This is a genomic window from Rhodanobacter koreensis (assembly GCF_054782855.1).
On sequence record NZ_BAAGRR010000002.1, the window covers coordinates 473709 to 494268 of the forward strand.

General features: G+C 62.2%; 19 protein-coding genes. 13 read left to right on the plus strand and 6 right to left on the minus strand.

The features are described 5' to 3' along the window. Positions 1 to 108 precede the first annotated feature (108 nt). From ACYVKM_RS08020 to ACYVKM_RS08065, 10 genes are all read left to right on the plus strand, one after another. On the plus strand, positions 109 to 312 hold the full coding sequence (locus ACYVKM_RS08020; RefSeq protein ID WP_077440322.1) for a cold-shock protein: 204 nt from the start codon (positions 109 to 111) through the stop codon (positions 310 to 312). A gap of 82 nt (positions 313 to 394) precedes the next feature. Further along, entirely contained in the window at positions 395 to 1450 is a 1056-nt protein-coding gene (locus ACYVKM_RS08025) for a N(4)-(beta-N-acetylglucosaminyl)-L-asparaginase (RefSeq protein WP_460877074.1), read from the plus strand. Then, positions 1447 to 2190, plus strand: a complete 744-nt coding sequence (locus tag ACYVKM_RS08030) for a copper homeostasis protein CutC (RefSeq protein ID WP_460877075.1) — start codon at positions 1447 to 1449, stop codon at positions 2188 to 2190. The genes ACYVKM_RS08025 and ACYVKM_RS08030 overlap by 4 nt, the downstream gene beginning before the upstream one ends. Positions 2191 to 2440: 250 nt before the next feature. Further along, a complete protein-coding gene (gene fabV, locus ACYVKM_RS08035) occupies positions 2441 to 3643 on the plus strand; it encodes an enoyl-ACP reductase FabV (protein ID WP_460877076.1) in 1203 nt (400 codons plus the stop codon). Positions 3644 to 3988: 345 nt separating this feature from the next. After that, positions 3989 to 5323, plus strand: a complete 1335-nt coding sequence (locus tag ACYVKM_RS08040; protein ID WP_460877077.1) for a phospholipase D-like domain-containing protein — start codon at positions 3989 to 3991, stop codon at positions 5321 to 5323. A 114-nt stretch (positions 5324 to 5437) separates the two neighbouring features. After that, on the plus strand, positions 5438 to 6532 hold the full coding sequence (locus ACYVKM_RS08045; protein WP_460877078.1) for a DUF4238 domain-containing protein: 1095 nt from the start codon (positions 5438 to 5440) through the stop codon (positions 6530 to 6532). A 222-nt stretch (positions 6533 to 6754) separates the two neighbouring features. After that, a complete protein-coding gene (locus tag ACYVKM_RS08050; RefSeq protein ID WP_460877079.1) occupies positions 6755 to 7897 on the plus strand; it encodes a S41 family peptidase in 1143 nt (380 codons plus the stop codon). Between the two features lie 210 nt (positions 7898 to 8107). Next, positions 8108 to 8521: a response regulator transcription factor gene (locus ACYVKM_RS08055; RefSeq protein ID WP_460877080.1), complete on the plus strand. Its 414-nt coding sequence runs from the start codon at positions 8108 to 8110 to the stop codon at positions 8519 to 8521. A 233-nt stretch (positions 8522 to 8754) separates the two neighbouring features. Continuing rightward, the gene (locus ACYVKM_RS08060; protein WP_460877081.1) at positions 8755 to 9291 is read left to right on the plus strand and encodes a DUF4199 domain-containing protein; all 537 of its coding nucleotides are present in this window, start codon (positions 8755 to 8757) and stop codon (positions 9289 to 9291) included. A gap of 357 nt (positions 9292 to 9648) precedes the next feature. Further along, positions 9649 to 10356, plus strand: a complete 708-nt coding sequence (locus ACYVKM_RS08065) for a YceI family protein (protein ID WP_460877082.1) — start codon at positions 9649 to 9651, stop codon at positions 10354 to 10356. A gap of 72 nt (positions 10357 to 10428) precedes the next feature. Here ACYVKM_RS08065 and ACYVKM_RS08070 read toward each other — a convergent pair whose 3' ends face one another. Further along, complete coding sequence (locus ACYVKM_RS08070) at positions 10429 to 11448, minus strand: alpha/beta hydrolase family protein (RefSeq protein ID WP_460877083.1); 1020 nt, start codon at positions 11446 to 11448, stop codon at positions 10429 to 10431. A 112-nt stretch (positions 11449 to 11560) separates the two neighbouring features. Beyond that, on the minus strand, positions 11561 to 12883 hold the full coding sequence (gene bhcC / locus ACYVKM_RS08075; protein ID WP_460877084.1) for a 3-hydroxy-D-aspartate aldolase BhcC: 1323 nt from the start codon (positions 12881 to 12883) through the stop codon (positions 11561 to 11563). A gap of 110 nt (positions 12884 to 12993) precedes the next feature. Here bhcC and ACYVKM_RS08080 point away from each other — a divergent pair, with 110 nt between their 5' ends. Next, the gene (locus ACYVKM_RS08080; RefSeq protein WP_460877085.1) at positions 12994 to 13944 is read left to right on the plus strand and encodes an alpha/beta hydrolase; all 951 of its coding nucleotides are present in this window, start codon (positions 12994 to 12996) and stop codon (positions 13942 to 13944) included. A 44-nt stretch (positions 13945 to 13988) separates the two neighbouring features. Here ACYVKM_RS08080 and ACYVKM_RS08085 read toward each other — a convergent pair whose 3' ends face one another. Continuing rightward, positions 13989 to 14549 (minus strand): sugar O-acetyltransferase, encoded by a 561-nt coding sequence (locus ACYVKM_RS08085; protein ID WP_460877086.1) that lies wholly within the window; start codon positions 14547 to 14549, stop codon positions 13989 to 13991. A gap of 114 nt (positions 14550 to 14663) precedes the next feature. Next, complete coding sequence (locus ACYVKM_RS08090; protein WP_460877087.1) at positions 14664 to 15716, minus strand: SDR family oxidoreductase; 1053 nt, start codon at positions 15714 to 15716, stop codon at positions 14664 to 14666. Between the two features lie 370 nt (positions 15717 to 16086). Here ACYVKM_RS08090 and ACYVKM_RS08095 point away from each other — a divergent pair, with 370 nt between their 5' ends. After that, positions 16087 to 17292, plus strand: a complete 1206-nt coding sequence (locus ACYVKM_RS08095) for a serine hydrolase domain-containing protein (RefSeq protein ID WP_460877088.1) — start codon at positions 16087 to 16089, stop codon at positions 17290 to 17292. 134 nt (positions 17293 to 17426) lie between these two features. Here the strand turns inward: ACYVKM_RS08095 and ACYVKM_RS08100 are convergent, their stop codons facing one another. After that, on the minus strand, positions 17427 to 17927 hold the full coding sequence (locus ACYVKM_RS08100) for a PepSY domain-containing protein (protein ID WP_460877089.1): 501 nt from the start codon (positions 17925 to 17927) through the stop codon (positions 17427 to 17429). A gap of 303 nt (positions 17928 to 18230) precedes the next feature. On the opposite strand from ACYVKM_RS08100, the gene ACYVKM_RS08105 reads away from it, so the two are divergent. After that, positions 18231 to 18680 carry a hypothetical protein gene (locus ACYVKM_RS08105; RefSeq protein ID WP_460877090.1) on the plus strand — a complete coding sequence of 150 codons (450 nt, stop codon included), beginning with the start codon at positions 18231 to 18233 and terminating at the stop codon, positions 18678 to 18680. A 22-nt stretch (positions 18681 to 18702) separates the two neighbouring features. On the opposite strand, the gene ACYVKM_RS08110 is transcribed toward ACYVKM_RS08105, so the two are convergent. Further along, entirely contained in the window at positions 18703 to 20475 is a 1773-nt protein-coding gene (locus tag ACYVKM_RS08110) for an ABC transporter transmembrane domain-containing protein (protein WP_460877091.1), read from the minus strand. Positions 20476 to 20560: the final 85 nt, after the last annotated feature.

Below are 20560 nucleotides of genomic sequence, written 5' to 3' on the forward strand. Positions count from 1 at the left end.
CCTGAACATGTTGGTACTTTCCTCTGGCCGGGATAGCGGGCCAAAGGGGGTAGTGGTTCTGCATGGGGATCCCGGCGCACCCATTCCATGGATCCAGAGGTTCGCGCAATGAGTTTCGGTACGGTCAAATGGTTTAACGATGCCAAGGGTTTCGGTTTCATCGCACCCGAGGACGGCAGTGCGGACGTATTCGTCCATTTTTCGGCGATCACCAGCAAGGGCTTTCGCAGCCTGCAGGAAGGTCAGCGCGTGAAGTTTGAAATTACCCAGGGGCCGAAGGGCGCTCAGGCTTCGGCAGTCGAAGCCGCCTGATCAGCCTGATCATAACGTTGTGATGCAAAGTGAAACCCCGCATCCTGTGCGGGGTTTTTTGTTTTCGGCGATGGAGATGGCAATGACTGACCGCAGACGTTTTCTCAAGGCCTCCCTGCTGGGCACCGCGGCATCGGCCCTGGCGTGGGGTGGCAAGCTGTCAGCCACGCAGGCGTCGCGGATTCCGGCGGCAACGGGTGCGCGGGTGATCTCGACCTGGGATTTCGGCGTGGCGGCGAACCAGGCGGCATGGGCCATCCTCGGCAAGGGCGGCCATGCGCTGGATGCGGTCGAGGCCGGTGCGCGGGTGCCCGAGGCCGACCTGAAGAACCACAGCGTCGGCCGGGCCGGTTATCCGGACCGCGACGGCCATGTCACCCTCGACGCCAGCATCATGGATGCCGACGGCAACTGCGGTGCCGTCGCCGCGATCGAGCACATCGCCCACCCGATCTCGGTGGCGCGGCGGGTGATGGAACGCACGCCGCATGTCCTGCTGGTCGGCGATGGCGCCCTGCAGTTCGCGCTGGAACAGGGTTTCAAGAAGGAACACCTGCTGACGCCGGAATCCGAGCAGGCCTGGCACGAATGGCTGAAGACGGCGCACTACCAGCCGTCGATCAACAGCGAAGTGCGCGATTACGGCCGCACGGCTGACAAGAGCATGGGCATGCCCGGCGGTGCCAACAACCACGACACCATCGGCATGCTCGCGCTGGACGCGCACGGCAAGCTGGCCGGTGCCTGCACCACCAGCGGCATGGCGTGGAAGCTGCACGGCCGCGTCGGCGACAGTCCGATCATCGGCGCCGGCCTGTACGTCGATGGCGAGGTCGGCGGCGCCACCTCCACCGGCGTCGGCGAGGAAGTGATCCGCAATGCCGGCAGCTTCCTGGTGGTGGAACTGATGCGCCATGGCCGCTCGCCGCAGGAAGCCTGCAAGGAGGCGGTGATGCGCATCGTGAAAAAACGCCCCGAGGCATCGAAGACCCTGCAGGTCGGCTTCCTGGCGATGAACCGAGAAGGCGAGGTCGGCGCGTACGCGATCCAGCACGGCTTCTCCTACGCCGTGTGCGATGCGAAGAAGCAGGACGGTTTGATCCCGTCGTCAAGCGTCTACACGACGAGCTATTCATGATACTGGAGATCGCCGCCAACTCGGTTGCGTCCGCGCTGGCCGCCCAGGCGGGCGGGGCGGGGCGCATCGAGTTGTGCTGCGCGCTCGAACTCGGCGGGCTGACGCCTTCGCATGCGCAGATCGCGCTGGCCCGCGAACGTTTGCATATCCCGCTGTACGTGCTGATCCGCCCGCGCGCCGGCGACTTTCTCTACAGCGACCTCGAATGCGAAGTGATGCAACGGGACATCGAAACCTGCGCGGCACTGGGATGCGATGGCGTGGTGCTCGGCGTGCTCGATGCGGAAGGCCGGGTGGACAGCGCCCGCTGCCGCGAGTTGATCGCCGTCGCCGGCAAACTCGGCGTGACCTTCCACCGTGCCTTCGACTTCAGCCGTGACCCCGCACAGGCGCTGGAAGATATCGTCGCGCTCGGCTGCGAACGCATCCTGACCTCGGGCACGCAGGCCAGTGCGCCGGACGGCGCGGCGCTGATCCGTGATCTCGTAGTGCAGGCCGCGGGACGTCTGGCGGTGATGCCCGGCGCTGGTGTCACCGCGCAGAACATCGCTGCGCTCGCCGCCGCCACCGGTGCGCATGAATTCCACGCGTCCGCCAAGCGCCAGTTGCCATCAGGCATGCGTCATCGGCGACCGCTGCTCGGCGACATGGAAGGCGGTGAGCTGCGCAGTGATGTCGAGCAAGTGCGCGCCTTGGCTACCGCGTTGGGGACCGTGGCGCAAAACGGGATCGGCACCTGAGTGGGTTTCAGTCGGAGACGGTCCCTCGAAGCACCTCGCCTCCTCATGTCGTCATCCCGGCGAAGGCCGGGATCGCACTTCAACTACGAAGCCGGCCATCCCTTCGGCCTTTCTCGGCGGCGAAGTGCGATTCCGGCCTTCGCCGGAATGACGAGTAAAAATCGGGTCATTCAATACTCCCTACGGCAGCGCATGGCCGCCCGCCTTGGTTAATATGGCGAATTGCCGAACAGCAGCAGGAGCCACCCGAGTGATCATCAAGCCCAAAGTCCGCGGTTTCATCTGCATCACCGCCCATCCGGTCGGTTGCGAGCACAACGTGCTCGACCAGATCAAGGTCACCCAGGCTGCCGGCCATGCGAAGGGCAACGGCCCCAAGCGCGTGCTGGTGATCGGCGCCTCCACCGGCTACGGCCTGGCCTCGCGCATCACCGCCGCATTCGGCTACGGCGCCGCCACGCTCGGCGTGTTCTTCGAAAAGCCCAGCAGCGCGGAGAAGAACGGCACCGCCGGCTGGTACAACTCCGCTGCGTTCGACAAGGCGGCCAAGCAGGCTGGCCTGTACAGCAAGTCGATCAACGGCGACGCGTTCGCCAACGAAACCCGCGCCCGCGCGATCGAGATCATCAAGAACGACATGGGCGGCCCGATCGACCTGGTGGTCTATTCGCTGGCCTCGCCCGTGCGCAAGCTGCCGGATACCGGCGAAGTGGTGCGCTCGGCGCTCAAGACCATCGGCCAGCCGTTCACCAACACCTCGGTCGACACCAACAAGGACACCGTCATCGAGGCCACCATCGAGCCGGCCACCGAGCAGGAAATCAAGGACACCGTCACCGTGATGGGCGGCGAGGACTGGGCGCTGTGGATCGACGCGCTGAGCGCCGCCGGCGTACTGGCCGAACACGCCAAGACCGTCGCCTACAGCTACATCGGCACCGAGATCACCTGGCCGATGTACTGGCACGGCACCCTGGGCCAGGCCAAGCAGCACCTGGACAACACCGCCAAGCAACTGCGCAGCCGCCACCCCGGCCTCGACGCCTACGTCGGCGTGATGAAGTCCGTCGTCACCCAGGCCAGCGCCGCCATCCCGGTGATTCCGCTGTACGTGTCCATCGCCTTCAAGATCATGAAGGAGAAAGGCATCCACGAAGGCCCCATCGAACAGGCCAACCGCCTGTTCCACGACCGCCTCTATCGTGCCGATGGAAAAGCCGCGCCCACCGACGACGAAGGCCGCCTGCGCCTGGACGATTGGGAACTGCGCGACGACGTGCAGATCCCCTGCAAAACCCTCTGGCCCACCGTCACCACCGAAAACCTCAAGCAGATCACCGACTACGCCGGCTACAAGCACGAATTTTTGCAGCTGTTCGGGTTTGATCGGGCGGATGTGGACTATGACGCCGAGGTGGAGGCGGATCGGCGGTTTGATTGTTTGGAGATTTGAGGGACGGAGGTTTGCGCTGAATCTTCGAGGGCACGAAGCCGAAGCAGCTCCCGCAAGGCGAGTTGGGTCGAATGTGAGATGTCGTGTGTGTAGCGATGGTGACTGCCCACATGCACATTCAGCCGTGTGAGACGAATGCTGCGCTGGATCCAGGCCGCTACGCGATGATGGTCTATCGCGCGTCTAGTGATGGCGTGGGCACCAATCCTTACGATCATCATCGAGGGTGGCGACGTCGGTGGGCCCGTGGCGACCGCCTTGGAGCGCTGAAGGACTGAGTGGTTGGACACCTCGCTGAGGATTCCGGATACTCGGCGAGCGTTTCAGGGGAAACTAGGGAGCAACATGAAACTCATCACGGGGCCGCTGGGCGGCGGCTGGTTGCGGGACTGTTTGATCGACTGTGAAAAGGAATGCACCGCGGTTCGGGCCGCGATTGCCTATGCAGACTGGGACATGCTGGATTTCTTCAAGTCCTGCATGACGAACAGCAAGGCGCTCGATTTCTACGGTCGGTACGACTCGACGGTTCCCGTGGATCCACGGATTCTCCGATGGTTTATTGAGCGCGCGAACCTCGACCTTCGGTGCCATCTGGTGCCGGACTTCCTGCATGCCAAAGTGATCTGGTGGGTCGATAAGGGTGCCTACATTGGCTCCGCCAATCTCACTGATCGCGCATGGAACCGCAATTTTGAAGTCGGCACGTTCTTCGATCGATCAGAACTGGTCGATCTTGGGCTCGACGAGCGGCTTGAAACTTTCTTCGAAAATCTGAGCGACCATTCGACTCGACTGAGCCTTGAGATTGTCGAAGAACAGGAGCAATGGGCGAAGAAGCATGGCGACGTCGAAACACGAAGGCTCGCTCGTGAACGCGAATTCGACTCGAAACGGCTGATTCCCAAAGGATCAAATCCGATCATGGAGTCCAACGAGCCCGCGGGCAACCGGCACTACAAAGAGTTTCAGGCCGAGTGGAACGCGACCCTCGAATTGATGCGAACGATTGCCCGGCGCGTGTCTTCGGACGAGTTTCGGCCTGACTGGATCCCAGCGGATGTTCCCGGTGGCGCCCAGGCCGACCAGTTCCTGCACGGGTTCTACTATCAGCAAGTGAAGCAAGGCATTCACTATCACGTGGACGAGTTCCACAAGAGGAACGTCGGTCGTCCCGACCAGGCGCTTGTCGATGCCATGAAGTGGTGGAAGTCGGGCAAATACGATCACCAGCACGAATTTACGATGCTGACGGATTGGGCCAAGACTGTGCGTGAGACATTTTCTTGGGAGAGCTTGCTGACGTTGACCGAAGGCCAGTGGGTCAAGGCAGCCTCCTGTGTTCACGCCATCCGCGACTACGCGGGCAAGCAGTCCCTGAGCGATGGGGTTCCCATGGTCCATGACGACAAGGTGGATATTCACTGCCATGCGCTCTGGCAGCGCAAGTCGGCCTCGGGCAAATCGGTTCGCGAATTGCTTGAGTATGTGATCTGGGGGCCGGGCCCGGTGGCTGAAAGGCTGTGGCGCGCACACCGAACCGAAGAGTGGAAAATCGAAGGTATCGGCCTCAGCAGTCTGGGAGAGATTGTTGGCTGGGCGCGTCCTGACGAATTCCCCCCTAGGAACATGCGCACGAGCAAGGGACTTCGCGCACTGGGCAACAACGTTCGCGTGTGACTAGCGCGAACTAACTGGGTCAGCTCACTTCGTCCCCTTTCTCGACCTTTCTCCGTAAAGAAGTGGAATGAGGCTCAATGCCAAAAACCTTTCACGCAGTCTCGCAGGTAAAGTATGAGTGAGCCTAAGAATCATCACTTCGTACCTCAGTTCTATCTCAGAAATTTTTCGGCCAACAAAAAACAAATCAAGCTTTATAACTTTTCAGGGGACAGGTTCGTAACAGAGGCCAGTGTCAGCGGACAGTGTTATCGTCGAAAACTGCACGCGTTCGAGCCTGGACTTGAGAAAAGGCTCGGTGACATGGAAACGATGGCCTCAATCGTCATCCGTTCTGTGATGGATGAGCAAGCTCTCCCCACTCCTCACACACAGGAATGGCTTGACCTCCTCATATTCCTGATATTTCAGAAGGCCCGCACAACACGCTCCATCAAGTCTGTCGACACCATGAATAAATTCCTACGGGAGCAGGTCGAGCAAGGCTCGGAAGAAGAGCCGGAAGGTTTTATCAAAGAGCTGATGGAGGATCAGACACCACCGCTCAAAATCATCTTTAACACGCTACCGCAAATGGCCTTGGTCGCCACCGACCTTCAGATGCATCTTCTCATCAACGATACGGCGGAACAGTTCATCACCTGCGATGACCCCGTGGTTTTCCACAACATGTACTGCGAGGGCATCACGTACAGAGGAGTTCTGGGATGGGATTGCCGTGGCTTGCAGGCATTCTTTCCACTATCCCCAAAGCATCTCCTGATGCTCTATGACGCAGACACCTACAGAGTGACAGGTGACCAAGGACTGCGGCACACGAGCACTTTAAAAGACGTACGCGACGTCCGTTGCTTCAACACCTTCCAAGCCCTGAACGCGTACGAGAACTTGTATTTTATTGACGACCTGAGCGCAGAATTCGAAGCGTTCTGTCGTGATAGCAGAGCACGCCGAACTCAAGGTCGAACCACTCTTGTGTCTTCAAAGATGACGAAGAATGCGGATGGCACGATGAGTCAAATCGTACACAGCTATGAACCACTGCTTCCAATTCGCCTCACCCCAAATTTCATAAAAATACGTCGTGCCTCCAACTCAGTACCACTGCACAAGAGAGGTGCACTATACCGTCACCGCCTGCCCCGAAATGCGCACCCAAGAATTGGCTCTTACGTGCGCTATGAAGTCGACGACATCAAACATCGATGATGTCCTGTAAAGGCCAACCTCTAAGGAAGGGCATGTATCCGACGGTATCGGGTCGACTATCGGGGTTAGGTTCACTTACTGCCGTGAGAAAGTGAACCTGACCTCGATCTTCAATCTTCCAGCAGCCCACCGGTTGTAAGTGCGCTGGTGCAACTGCGACCAGCTTGCGTGTATCTCTAATGTTCGAACGGCCATCATTCGTGGCCACCCGACGAGATACTCATGTACTTACGCTATGCACTACCTCTGTCGCTGCTGACTCTGGTTTTCAGTCCCGCTGTGTTCGCCCAGACATCATCGCCATCAAGCACACCGGTCAATGCTGCCGAGCAGTCCGCGGTCATCGCGGCCCTGGGTCGGCAGTTGAAGTCCCAGTACGTTTTCCCCGACGTCGCCGCCAGGACAGCCGCCGCGCTCTCGAGCAAGGCGGCGCATGGTGACTACCGCGATGCCAACACTACGACGGCATTTGCCAAGGTGCTGTCCACGGACTTGCGGACCATCGGCAACGACAGGCATTTTGCCGTCAAATTCGCCCCGGACTTGTCGCCGCCGCCGCAGAACGATGACAAGGGCGGGGACGACAAAGGCGTGGATGACAAAGACGCGAACGCCAGGGAAATCGCGCAAATGATCGCGCAGATGCGGTCCGATTCGGCGCGCGAGAGCTATGGCATCAGCCGTGTGCAGTTGCTGCCTGGCGACGTCAGCTACATCGACCTTCGGAGCTTTGGCCATCCGGAAATCGTCGGTGCCGCTTACGACGCGGCCATGTCGCTAGTTGCTGGAACCAAGGCGCTGGTGCTCGACCTGCGGCAGAACTACGGCGGCGAACCGGACGGCGTGGCCTATCTGCTCAGTCACTTTTTCGCGGAGGGCGATGCCCGGCACCTCAACGATGTCTACTACCGCCCGGACCACAGCACACACCAGTTCTGGACGATCCCGTCCGCGATGCCGCGCTTCGACGGCCCCATCTACGTGCTCACCTCGCCGTTTACGGGCTCCGCCGCCGAGGAATGCGCCTACGACCTGCAAACCCAGAAGCGCGCCACGCTGGTCGGTGAAACCACCGTGGGTGCCGCCAATCCGGGCGGCTGGATTCCGCTCGGGCATGGCTTCATGGCCTTCATCCCCATGGCGCGTGCCATCAACCCGATCACCCAGACCAACTGGGAACATGTGGGCGTGAAGCCGGATGTGGCCGTACCGGCCAGTTCGGCCATGAAAACGGCTTACGTCACCATTCTCAACGACCTCCTGAAAAAGTCGAAGGCGCCGGAGGAACAAGCCGGGTTGAAGGACATCCTGGCTGGTGTCCAATCGGACAAGTTCCCGTTGCCCGCGTACTACCCGCGACACTGACGTGATGCCGACCATCGGTCGCTGACTTTGCCAAGGCGGTCGAAAGTGCGGAACTCGAAAGGTGTCACGGACCATGTGGGTGGCCGTCGCCGCGCCTGCATTGTCCGTGACGCCTTGTTTCGCAGGTCGGGTATCGAACCGAGCGACCATTTCTTGGTGCCCGCGGACGAGCGCTAAGATGAGCCGGTATGGGGCGAGCGGAGACAGGGGATGTGGAAGCGGGTGGTCGGTTACGGGGCGCTGCTGGCGGCGGGAACGCTTGCCCTGCAGTGGCTCGACTACCAGCGCCTGGTGCGGATGCATTCGGGTGACGTCTACCTGTTCCTGGTCGCGGCCGCCTTCCTGGTGCTGGGCATCGTGCTGGGCGTGCGGGTGTTCGCCGCGCCGGCGCCGACCGCCTTCGACGGCAACCCGAAGGCGCAGGCGACGCTGGGCTTGAGCGAGCGGGAGCTGGAGGTGTTGCACGAACTGGCCGCCGGCCACTCCAACAAGGAGATCGCCGCGCACCTCCACGTTTCGCCGAACACGATCAAGACGCATGTGGCACGGCTGTTCGAGAAGCTGGGTGCGAAGCGGCGCACCGAGGCGATCCGCCGGGCGCGCGAGCTGGGGATCGTGCCCTAAGGATGGTCTGAATAAGCCTTTGCCCGTCATTCCAGCGAAAGCTGGAACCCAGCGTATTCAGTGCCTTGAACGGCACTGGATCCCAGCTTTCGCTGGGATGACGAGTTATTCAGACCATTCCTAACGCCGGATTATTTGGGATGAATATGCCGAAATCACCCGTTCGGGCGATTGCAGGGCGGGGCCGGATCGCCGTCAATGCCAGCTCAATCCATCACTCAAGGGGTAACACCATGTTGCGCACCATCCTGAAATACGGCGTGATTGCCGGCTTGGTCGTCGGCGGTTTCGAGATCGTCACCTTTGTCGCGTTCTCCGGCATGCCGCCGATGAAATACGGCATGGTGATCGGCTACACGACGATGCTGATCGCACTGAGCGCGGTGTTCGTGGGGATCAAGCGGCACCGCGATGTGGACCGGGGCGGGGTGATCGGGTTCTGGCCGGCGCTCGGGGTCGGGCTGGGTGTCAGCTTCATCGCCGGGATCTTCTACGTGGCCGCGTGGGAAGCGGTGCAGGCGATGACTCACATGGATTTCGCCACCTCCTATGCGAACGCGATCATCGCGAGCGAGAAGGCGAAGGGCGCGAGCGCCGAAGCACTGGCGAAACTGAGCGTCGACATGGAGGCCTTCAAGGTCCAGTACGCGAACCCGATGTACCGCCTGCCGATGACCTTCGCGGAGATCTTCCCGGTCGGCGTGCTGGTGTCGCTGGTCTCGGCAGGACTGCTGCGCAATAGCCGGTTCTTGCCCGCGCGCCGGGGTTGAAGAGTTTTTACGACCATGGGTGAGGCGGGTGGCGCGCTGCGTGGGTTTCAAGCCATGCAGTTTTTATCCGCGAAGGACCGCTTTCCAAAGCGACAAGCAAAATCTCTATGTGGGCTACTCGTGCTAAACAGGGCTGAATGAATAGGGTCGCCGGCATTTACGAAATTTTGCAAAGCACGGCCGATGCGTGTCGATTCAGCGATCAGTCGTTCGTTGCATAGATGGATGGATGAATACACAGCTGAGGCGTGCGACACACGGGACTGACGCGAGTGTGCAGGCCGCAGAACGTGGGTAGCAGCCATCCGCGTTGCCAACCCTGACCGGGACACTTCAACTCATACGGAATTACCTGTCATGAACAACACGATCCGAACCGCTTCGCGGCGGCTTGCCGCCAGCGCGGTTTTTGCTTTGCTTGGCGTGTATTGCGCCATGTCCCGCGCTGCCGACTCGTCCGCGCCACCTGCCATGCCTCCTGCGATTGCACCACCCGCGGGCGTGTACCAGATCGACAAGGCCCACGCGAGTCTGCAACTTCGTGTAAGCCATCTGGGATTCTCGACTTACACCACGCGGTTTAGCCGCTTCGATGCAACATTGACGTTCGACCCAAACAACATACCTGCATCCAAGCTTGTGGCCACCGTCGACGCTGCGTCATTGGAAATGGATGCGGCACCGAAGATGTGTGTGGATATCGTGCAAGGACCTCAGTTCCTTGATACCAAAAAGTTTCCCAAGATCGTCTTCCGCTCGGGAAAAATTCGAATGACCGGCGCCAAATCGTTTGAGATCTCGGGTACCTTGGATCTGCACGGCATCACGCGCCCACTGGTGCTAACCGGCACATACAACGGAGGGTATGCAGGCATCGCCAACATGGACCCTCACGCTCGCATCGGATTCTCCGCGCATGGAACCTTCAAACGCTCAGATTTCGGTATGGGATACGGTGTACCCGCGCCGGGCACCACCATGGGTGTAGGTGACTTGATCGACATGTCCATTGAGGTCGAATTCAGTGGGCCGCCGCTGCAGGCTGCTGCTGGTAGCCCACACTGACGCCAGTTATCAGAGACGGGGGTAAGGTCCTGCCTTTGCGGCCTCGATGACGGCCGGCAAGCGCGCGGATGCTCAGTGTGCTGCGACGCCCAGCGCCTCGCGGAAGAACGCCAGTGCGCTGGCGTTTATGCTCTGATGCGCCGTGACGCGATCGACGCCTGGCGGGTCCTTGCAAATGTCCGCTGCGCCCCTGGCTAGTTGCGGCGAGCATGGCGAGAGAAACACGTAATGCCCCGCCTTGGGAATCATCTTGATGCCGGCGAGCTTCCTGATCAGCGGTGCGATGTGCAGAACGTTTTCCTGCGGCAGCAGCACCCGATCGTCCTGGCCGTAATAGAGGAAAACCGGGCGATCGACGTGGGCAAGGCCGGCCTTGTCGAACACCAGGCTCAGCGGCGCCATGACGAAGGCGGCTTTCACGCGCGGGTCATCGGGCTTGCCCCAGCGGTCGACGTTGGCTTGCAGTGCGGCGAGGGCCGCTGACGCGGTCCCCTGGGATTGGAGCTTCTGCAGCAGCCCGCAGTCCGGGTCGTGGGGATGTCGTTTGCAGTAGCCGACGTAGAGATCGAAACGGGGTACCGCACCGACAACCACCAGCGCGGCGTAGCCGCCTGCGGAAAAGCCGGTGACGCCGATCCGGTTCGGGTCGATCAGCGTCTTCCAGTGCGGATCGTTCAGCAGTTCGCTGATCGCGGCCTTTACCTGGATCGGCCGGCCGTCCAGCACGGCGGCGGTTCCGACCCCGCTCGTGTCGTGGAAATTGTCCTTGGGGTGTTCCAGCGTCGCCACCACAAAGCCGTGGCTCGCCAGGTAAACCGCGAGATCGTGATGGCCGAGGTCCGACCCGCCGTGGCCATGCGAGATCACCACCAGCGGTTTGGCGCCGGCGATGGGTGCTGCGTCGGGCGTGGCATGCAATTCGTAAGGCCTGCGCCAGGTGATCTTCGAGGGTTGCGCGGACGGATAGAACACATAGCCGGGCGTTGTGCCGCCGTTGACCGGATCGTGAATCACGATCGCCTGAAATCCGACGCCGGTCGCGGCTTGGGCGATGGCGACGGCCGGCGCGAGGAGCAGCACCAGGATGAGCATGTGACTCACCAGACCATGGCGTAAACGGATATTCATGCGGTCGACCTTCCATGAAGGGAGACGGAATTGTAATGAGTCGGCACGTTGCAATGGCGACTTGGCGCGTGAAACGTCAATAGCTCTTTCCACGCGCCGATACCGGCCAGACCACCTCGACCTTGCCGTTGCGCACGCCGACATACCAGTCGTGCAGGTTGCAGGTCGGGTCGCAATGTCCGGGAACGAGCTTCAGCTTTTCGTTGATGCGCAGAACGCCGCGCTTGTCCTCGATCACGCCGTGTTCGTCGGAGGCGTTGACGTATGCCACGTCGTTGCGGCCGTGGATGACGGGCAGGCCGCTGTCGAGCGACTGCACCTTGAGGCCCGCGTCGCAGACGGCCTGGCCGGGTATCGCACGGCTCATCACCGAGGTCAGGATGAATAGCGCGTTCTCCCATTCGCCCTGGTCGATGCGATGGCCGTCCTTGTCCCTGATGCGCCCGTAGTCCGCATCCATGAAGGCGTAGCTGCCGCATTGCAGTTCGTTGTAGATGCCTGAGTTCGACTCGAAGTAATACGAGCCCGTGCCGCCACCCGAGACGAGTTCGGGTGGCAGCCCGGCCGCTTGCAAACCCTCGACGATGGTCTTCACCACGGCGATGGCATTGTCGAGCTTGGCCTTGCGGTCCTCGTAGCTTTCCAGGTGCTGCATGGCGCCCTGGTACGCCTGGATGCCGGCGAATCTCAGGGCCGGCGCGGCGTCGATGGCTTTGGCGATCCCGACCGCTTCGCCGGTCGTGAAAATGCCGCAGCGGCCCGCACCGCAGTCGATCTCGACGAGGCACTCCAGGGTGGTGCCGTGCCTTTGCGCCGCCGCCGAAAGTTCGGTGACGTTCGCCACGTCGTCGACGCAGACGATGATCCGCGCGCCGTAGCCCGGCAGTCGCGCGAGCCGGTCGATCTTGCCCGGGTCGCGCACCTGGTTCGACAAGAGGATGTCCCTGATGCAGCCACGCGCAAAGACCTCGGCTTCGGAAACCTTCTGGCAGCAGACGCCGACCGCACCACCCAGGCTTTCCTGCAGCTTCTGCACATCGACCGACTTGTGCATCTTGCCGTGGCTGCGGTGGCGCACGCCGTGCGCCTTCGCGTAGTTGCCCATCTTGATGATGTTGCGCTCCAGCGCGTCGAGATCGAGGACCAGGCAGGGCGTCTGGATATCCGCCTCGTCCATGCCCGGCAGGGCGGGGATGTCATAGCCGACTTCATGGTCGGCGAAATCCGTCGTTGCGTTCACGGGAGTCTCCGCAGTGCTTGAGTGGCTTGGCGAGATCGGCATGGCTTCCGGGCGATGATGACATTGACGCGCTTCGAAGCGGGAGCCAGGGTGCGCTGGCCCGCCAGCAACCCCCAGACTTCCCATCGGCTGCAGTGGGCTTTGCCCGAAGAAATCCACGGAAGCGGCTGCAGCAGGCCCGATGCGGTGTGCAGCATCGGGAAGAGGGGCCGGACCCGATTTCCTGCTTGATCGCATAACGTTGGCGAAAGCCAAAACGGAGGAGCGTCATGAAGCTGTGGGCTATTGTGGTGTGTCTGCTGGTGGCATGCGGTGGTGCGCAGGCGAAGACGATGGTCTGGCAGCCCGCGGCCGGACATACACAAATACCGATCTGGCCGGGAGCGGCGCCTGACGCACAACAAGCTCCCGGTCCGGAAACTGCGAAGGTGAGCGACAAGTTGTTGGCCGGCAAGCCGGTGACCGCGGTGACCAATGTGACCCTGCCGACGATGACGGTGTATGCGCCCACGGAAAAAAATACCGGGGCCGCCGTTGTTGTGATTCCGGGCGGCGGCTTCCAGATCCTGGCCATGGACCTCGAAGGTACCGAAATCTGCGACTGGTTGACGTCCAGGGGCATCACGTGCGTCTTGTTGAAGTATCGCGTTCCGAGTGTGCCCTATGTCTGGCAGTGCGATTGCCGTCCGCATAATTACCAGCTATCGGTGCCTTCGCTGCAGGACGTGCAGAGAACGATGCGGCTGGTGCGTCATCGCGCCGCGGAATGGCACATCGATCCGCACAAGGTCGGTGTGATCGGGTTTTCAGCGGGTGGCTATCTGGTGGCGGAAATCAGCACGAACTTCAAGCGGCGCCTGTATGCACCCGTCGACGCCGCCGACAAGGAAAGTGCCCGCCCGGATTTCGCGATGCCCATCTATCCGGGGCATCTTGCGGTCGACCACGACAGCAAGTTGAATCCGAATGTCTCCGTCTCCCGTGAAACGCCACCCACCTTTCTGGTGCAGGCAGAAGACGACAACGTGGATGGCGTCGAGCAATCCCTGGTTTATTTCACTGCGCTGAAGAATGCCGGCGTGCCGACGGAGATGCACCTGTATGCCCACGGCGGCCATGCGTTCGGGCTGAGGCCGACGGCGAATCCGATCACAGGCTGGCCAGCCCTGGCCGAGACATGGATGAGCACCATCGGGATGATTCCCGCTCCGGGTCGATAGTAAGGCCGTGTCCCGGTCGCATGGAATCCCTTGTGGTTGCTCCTTCAGTCGCCGCCAATCGGACGAATGACCCGCGCCGGATTCCCCCCGACCAGGGTATTCGGGGGAACGTCCCTGGTGACTACGGAACCTGCAGCCACCACCGAGTTTTCGCCAACCGTCACCCCGCCGATAATCGTTGCACCGGCTGCGATCCAGACGTTTCTCTCGATCACGATGGGCTTTCCAATGGTGATGGAGCGTCGCTGCGAAGGCTCAAGGGGATGGCCTGCCGTGATGATGCTCACGTTCGGCCCGATCATCACATCGTCCGCGATGTCGAGTCCCCCGAGGTCATAGAAAGTGCAGTTCTGATTGACGAAGACATTGCGCCCGACGCGGATTTCGTTCCCGCCGGCGGTATAGAACGGTGGGATCAGTGAAAAGCTCTCGTCTACCTGTTTGCCGATGAGTTCGCTGAACAAGGCCCGGATTTCGTCTGCATCGTTGAACGTCAAACGGTTGAGTGCGGCGGTGATCGCCATCGCTCGTTTGACGTTTGCCACCATGTCCATCGATTCCGGCGTCCTGCCGTAAATCATCCTGGCGCGATCGTCATTCGGCATTCGTAATTTCCCCCGGGCTACAGTTGAACGTGCATTTCGGTGCACGAGGATGGCACCGAGATTCGCTGAGGGTAGCCACAAAACAGAAGGATCGGAATCCACCCCATCCCGTAGTCAAACCGACACACTACCAGCCGGGTTTTCCTTCAGAAGCCCGAGCCGCAACAGGCTTTCGGCGGTGGCGACGATGGCCTCCTCGTTCGAACGCGGTGCCCAGCCGAGCACACGCCGGGCTTTTTCGCTGGTGGCGTTCTTCGGCTTGCCGAGTTCGGGAAGGATCTGTTTGACCGCCGGGTCGCGCAGTGCCGCGAGGCGCACCAGCCAGTTCGGCAATTGCCGGGTCGGTACCCGTCTGGCCGCGGCACCCATGCGGTTCTTCAAGATCCTGGCGATGTCGCGTATCGAGATGAAATCGCCGGCGACGGCGAGGAATCGCTCGCCCTTCGCGGCAGGATCGGTCATGGCGCGGATATGCAGGTCGGCGACGTCGCGCACGTCGACGGCACCGAAGCTGAGCTGCGGGCAGCCGGGCATGGCGCCGTCCATCAGCCGCTGCACCAGCAGGATCGAGGTCGAGTAGTCCGGCCCCAGCACCGGGCCGAACACGCCTACCGGATTGACCACGGAAAGTTCGAGGGCGCCGCCTTCGCGGGCGATGAAATCCCAGGCCGCACGCTCGGCCAGGGTCTTCGATTTCGCGTAGGGCTGCACGTCGTCGGCTGCGGGATCGGTCCAGTTGCTTTCGTTGAATGGCGTCGTCTGCACTTTCTGTCCGTAGCCGATCGCGGCGAACGAGGAGGTCAGCACCACGCGCTTGACCCCGGCGTCGCGCGCGGCGCGCAGTACGCGAAGCGCGCCTTCGCGCGCCGGCACGATCAACTCGTCCTCGTGTTTCGGCAGGGTGGAAGGAAACGGCGAGGCGATGTGCAGCACGTAGTCGCAACCGGCGACGGCTTGCGGCCAGCCGGTGTCGCTCTCGAGATCGGCGACCGCAAAGGACAGGCGGTCGCCCGGTTCGGCGCCACCATGCTTCAGCATCGCGCGCACGTCGCTTTCTCGCTTCAGGCTGCGCACGGTGGTGCGTACCTGGTGGCCTGCTGCCAGGAGTTGCAGGATGGCTTGGCTGCCGATGAAGCCTGATCCGCCGGTTACCAGAACGGTGCTCATGGTCATTCCTGTTGTTCGATGGGTGGGAACCAAGGGGCGGTGACGTTGGTACGTGATAGTAGCCGTCTCCCGATCCCGGGTCAGGTTGGGCCTTGGGAACGTCGCCCGCCCTCGCGGGAAGGATGTCATGGGAGGGCGAGGTTCCTTTTACAAGATCCCGAAAACCGGACTTTTGCTCGTCATTCCTGCGAAAGCAGGAAGCCAGCGACTCCAAGCGACTGAATCCAGGGGCACTGGATCGCTGCCTTCGCAGGGATGACGATGGTTTTCGGGGTTCCCTTTAGCCAGTTGGATCGCATATGCGTTTCGCTCTTCGCAGGCATCGACCCGATATCATGATGGCTTCGCATTCCTCCGGCCATGCACCCACATGTCTTCAGCGATCTGCATCCGCCTGCTTGCCGCCGTACTGTGCCTGACTGTTTCACTGCCGTTGGCAGCCGCCGATCAGCATGCACCGACCATCGGCCAGCAGCGCGAGTCCGTGCTGTTCTGGTCGCAGGCGCAGCGCGAGGCGCAGTTCCGGCGGATGTACGAGCTGTTCCCCAGTGATCGTGCCGCACATGGCGCACACGTCCACGCGTTGCCGCAGGGACAGCCGCTGATAATGCCCGGGAAGGGCACGTCGGCGTGGTTGGCCGGTTACATGGACGAGTACCACCTCGCCGGCGTGATGGTGCTGCAGCATGGTCGCGTCCGCCTGCAGCGTTATGCGCTGGGCTTCAAGCCGGAGCAGCGCTGGGAGTCGTTCTCGGTGGCCAAGTCGGTCACCTCCACCTTGCTGGGGATCGCGCTGCAGCGGGGCGACATCCACAGTCTGGACGACACGCTGGGGACCTACATCCCGGAACTGCGCGACAGCGCCTACGCCAAGGTCACGGTGCAGCAGTTGCTGACGATGACCTCGGGCGTGCATTGGAACGAGGACTACGCCGACGCGAAGTCGGACGTGGCGCAGATGTATCTCCATGCCTGCGTCGACGGCCAGGCGCACATCGTGACATACCTGCGCAAACAGCCACGGCAATGGCCGGCCGGCACGCACTGGAACTACAACACCGCCGAAACCGACCTGCTCGGCATCCTGGTACAGCGGGCCACGCACCGTTCACTGGCCGCCTATCTTTCGCAGACGATCTGGCAGCCGTACGGCATGGCGTCCGATGCGTACTGGATCAAGGACGAATGCGATGGCAGCGACACCGGCGGCAGTGGGCTATCGGCCACCTTGAGTGACTACGCACGGCTGGGGCAGTTCATGCTCGACGGCGGTCGCATCGGCGGCAAGCCGGTGGTCGCCAAGGTGTGGCTTGAGGGTGCACTGCGCCGCCAGGAAAACGTCGACGAGCCGGATCGCGGCTACGGCTATCTGTGGTGGACCGATAGCGACGGCAGCTATGCCGCGATCGGCATCTTCGGCCAGATGGTCTACGTCGATCCCGCGCGCCAGTTGGTGATCGCCCAGGTGGGCGCATGGCCGCATGCAACCAGCGATGCCCTGGTCGCCGCGCGACGCGAGTTCGTGGCTGCGATCAAACGTGCGGTGGATGCGGACCCGGAGAAGCCGACGCATTGAATTGGTTGCGTTGCGGGAACGATGGTGCGCGACCGCACACCAGGCATGCGCGGCGCGCGAGTTTCCTCCATCAAACAAGGAAGCCCGACGCCATCAACGCGCCGGGCTTCCTTGACTATCGCAGACGCAACAGATCAATCGTGCGACTTGGCCACCACGCTGCCATCGTCCGGGTCGACCAGCAGGTCGACGTCGTTGCCATGCGGGGTCTTGGCTTCGGCGGCCCACAGGCCTTCGTCGAACTTCACGTCCTTGATGTTCTGGTAGCCGGCCGTGGCCAGCTTGGCGCTGATCTCGTCCTTGCTGAGCTTGGACGGTGCATCGGCCGCATACACCTTGCCGTTGACCGGCCCGACCGCGAGCTTGACCCACTTCTTGTTGCCGCCACGGGCCTCGCTGCGCCATACGCCGTCCTTGAATTTCAGGCCCTTCACTTCCTTGTAGCCGGCGTTGGCGATCGCGGTCTTGACGGCATCCTCGGTCGAGCCGCCCGTGGGCGGCTGGGCCGGCCACAACGTGGTCACCGTCGTGGTGGTGGTACTGGTCGTCGACTGGGCGGTGGCAGGCATGTCCTGCGCGAAGGCGGCACCGCAAACCGACAGTCCGATCAACAGGGGAAGCATGCGCTTGATCATGGGGAACTCCTTGAGTGTTGAAACGAATCGGTGTCGCCAGCTTGTGCAGGCGTCGTGCCGACGTGCGAGTCTGCGGATGACACTGATTGCCGACTCATGCGGCCAACATGGGATCACCACGTTCAGGACGGCGGCGTGAAAGTGCGCGTGACTTCCAGGTGAAAGAAGGGTGGGGTTCATGTATGTCGAAGCAGCGTTCAGCCTGCACCCTCGATCACGAAGAGGAGACATTCATGCCGAAATGGGGGCGGTCTGCAAACAGGCCTGATGTTTCTTTCCTGACGGACAGGGGGACTGTCACTGATGCGCGAAAGAACTGAAAAAATCACGCGGCTCGTCTTGCTGATCATGAGCATCCTGGCGGTCACCGGGCCGGCCGCGCTCGGCGTCGGAATGATGTTCATCAGCCTTGTTTTCTGCGACTCGGGGCCTTTTCAGAAGTGTGCCGAGATGGGCCTGATGTTTCTGGGCGGAATCTGGATTTGCGCGGTCCTGCCGGTGCCGGCAGTGGTTGCGCTCATTCGCAACAAGGGTCGGCTTGGCTGGTACATGTACCTCTACCCCTTCCTGATGCTGGGGCTGGCCTGTGTCGCGTACTACATAAAGAGCGCTGTTTCGTTGGGCATGACCAAGATCATCCTTGAATACGCATGCCTTGCCGTGGTGGCGTTCGCTTATGTGGTGCTCCGACGCATGAGCACGAAGCAGGGTGTGCCTGCGGGTGGTCCGCCAGTACTTCCTCCCGCCCGATAATCGAGCGGTGCGCTCGATATTCTCAAGCCACGAACTGCAACCGCGCCAGCTCCGCATACAGACCACCCTCGGCCAGCAGGCTTTCGTGCGTGCCCTGCGCCACGATGCGACCGCCGTCGAGCACGACAATGCGGTCGGCGCGCTGCACGGTGGCGAGGCGGTGCGCGATCACCAGGGTGGTGCGGCCTTTCTCGAGGCGTTCGAGCGCCTGCTGGATCGCGGCTTCGGATTGCGCATCCAGTGCGGAGGTGGCTTCGTCGAGCAACAGCAGCGGTGCGTCGCGCAGGATCGCACGAGCGATGGCGATGCGCTGGCGCTGGCCGCCGGAAAGGCGTACGCCGCGTTCGCCCATTTCGGCGTGGTAGCCGTCGCTCAGCGCACTGATGAAGTCGTGTGCCTCGGCGGCGCGGGCGGCCCCGCGTACTTCGTCGTCGCTGGCGCCTTCGCGACCGAAGCGGATATTGTCGGCGGCGCTGCCACTGAAGATCACGGTTTCCTGCGGCACCAGCGCGATCGCGCCGCGCAGGTCGGCGAGCGCCACCGCGCGCAGATCGATGCCATCGATGCTGATGCGGCCCGACTGCGGATCGTAGAAGCGCAGCAGCAGCGCGAACACCGTGCTCTTGCCGGCACCTGACGGGCCGACCAGGGCGACGGTTTCGCCGGGACGCACGTCCAGCGTGAAGTCGTGCAGTGCGGCTGTATCCGGACGCGTGGGGTAGTGGAAGCTGACGCCGTCGAAACGCAGCGCACCGCTGATCGGTCGGGGCAGCGCGAGCGGCTGGGCCGGGTCGACGATCTCGGCGCGTTCGTCGAGCAGTTCGCCCAGGCGTTCCATGGCACCGGCTGCGCGCAGCACGTCGCCCCACACTTCGGACAGGCCGGCGACCGAGCCGGCGGCGAACACCGCGTACAGCACGAACTGGCCCAGCACGCCGGGATCCAGCGTGCCGGCCAGCACGTGACGCGCACCAGCCCACAGCACCAGGGTGATCGCGCCGAACACCAGCACGATCACCGCCATGGTCAGCAGCGCGCGCATGCCGATGCGCCGACGCGCCGTGGCCAGTGCACGGATGATAGCGTTGCTGTAGCGCGTGCTCTCGATGTTCTCGCGCGCGTAGGCCTTCACCGCTGTGGAAGCGTTGAGCGTTTCGTTGGCGATCGCGGCGGCGTCGGCGAGGCGGTCCTGGCTGGCGCGCGAGAGCTTCTGCACGCGACGTCCGAAGACGAGGATCGGCAGCATCACGGCGGGGATCACCAAGGCAGTGAGGCCGGCCAGCGACGGCGCCGTCCAGACCATCGCCACCGCTGCACCGATCAGCATCACCGCGCTACGCAGCGCCACCGAGACACCCGAGCCGATCAGCGCCTGCACCACCTCGGTGTCGGCGCTGAGGCGCGACAGCAGTTCGCCCACGCGGCTGCGTTCGAAGAAGCTCACGTCCAGCCGGATCACCTGTGCATACAGTGTTCTGCGCAGGGAGGCGAGCGCCCGTTCGCTGAGCAGGGTGATGCAGAAGTAGCGCGCTGCAGTGGCGACGGCGAGCACCAGCGCCACGCCGAACAAAGCGATGAAGGTCTCGTTGATCACCATCTGGCTGGAATGCCCGAAGCCCTTGTCGATGATGTGGCGGAACGCCAGCGGCAATACCAGCGAGGCACCCGACGACAGGCCCAGGAAGACAAGCCAGCCGATCGCCAGTGCACGATGCGGTTTCAGGAACGGCCACAGGCCACGCAGGGCGCCGATGCGGCGGGATGGGCGGGCGGTGCTGCTGGTGGCGTTGTTCATGGGTTCTCGCAAGGTGGATCGCGGTGCCGTTGATGCGCCGGGCGCAGGCAATGCCATCAAGGTGGGGCATATGGGCGCCGATTCA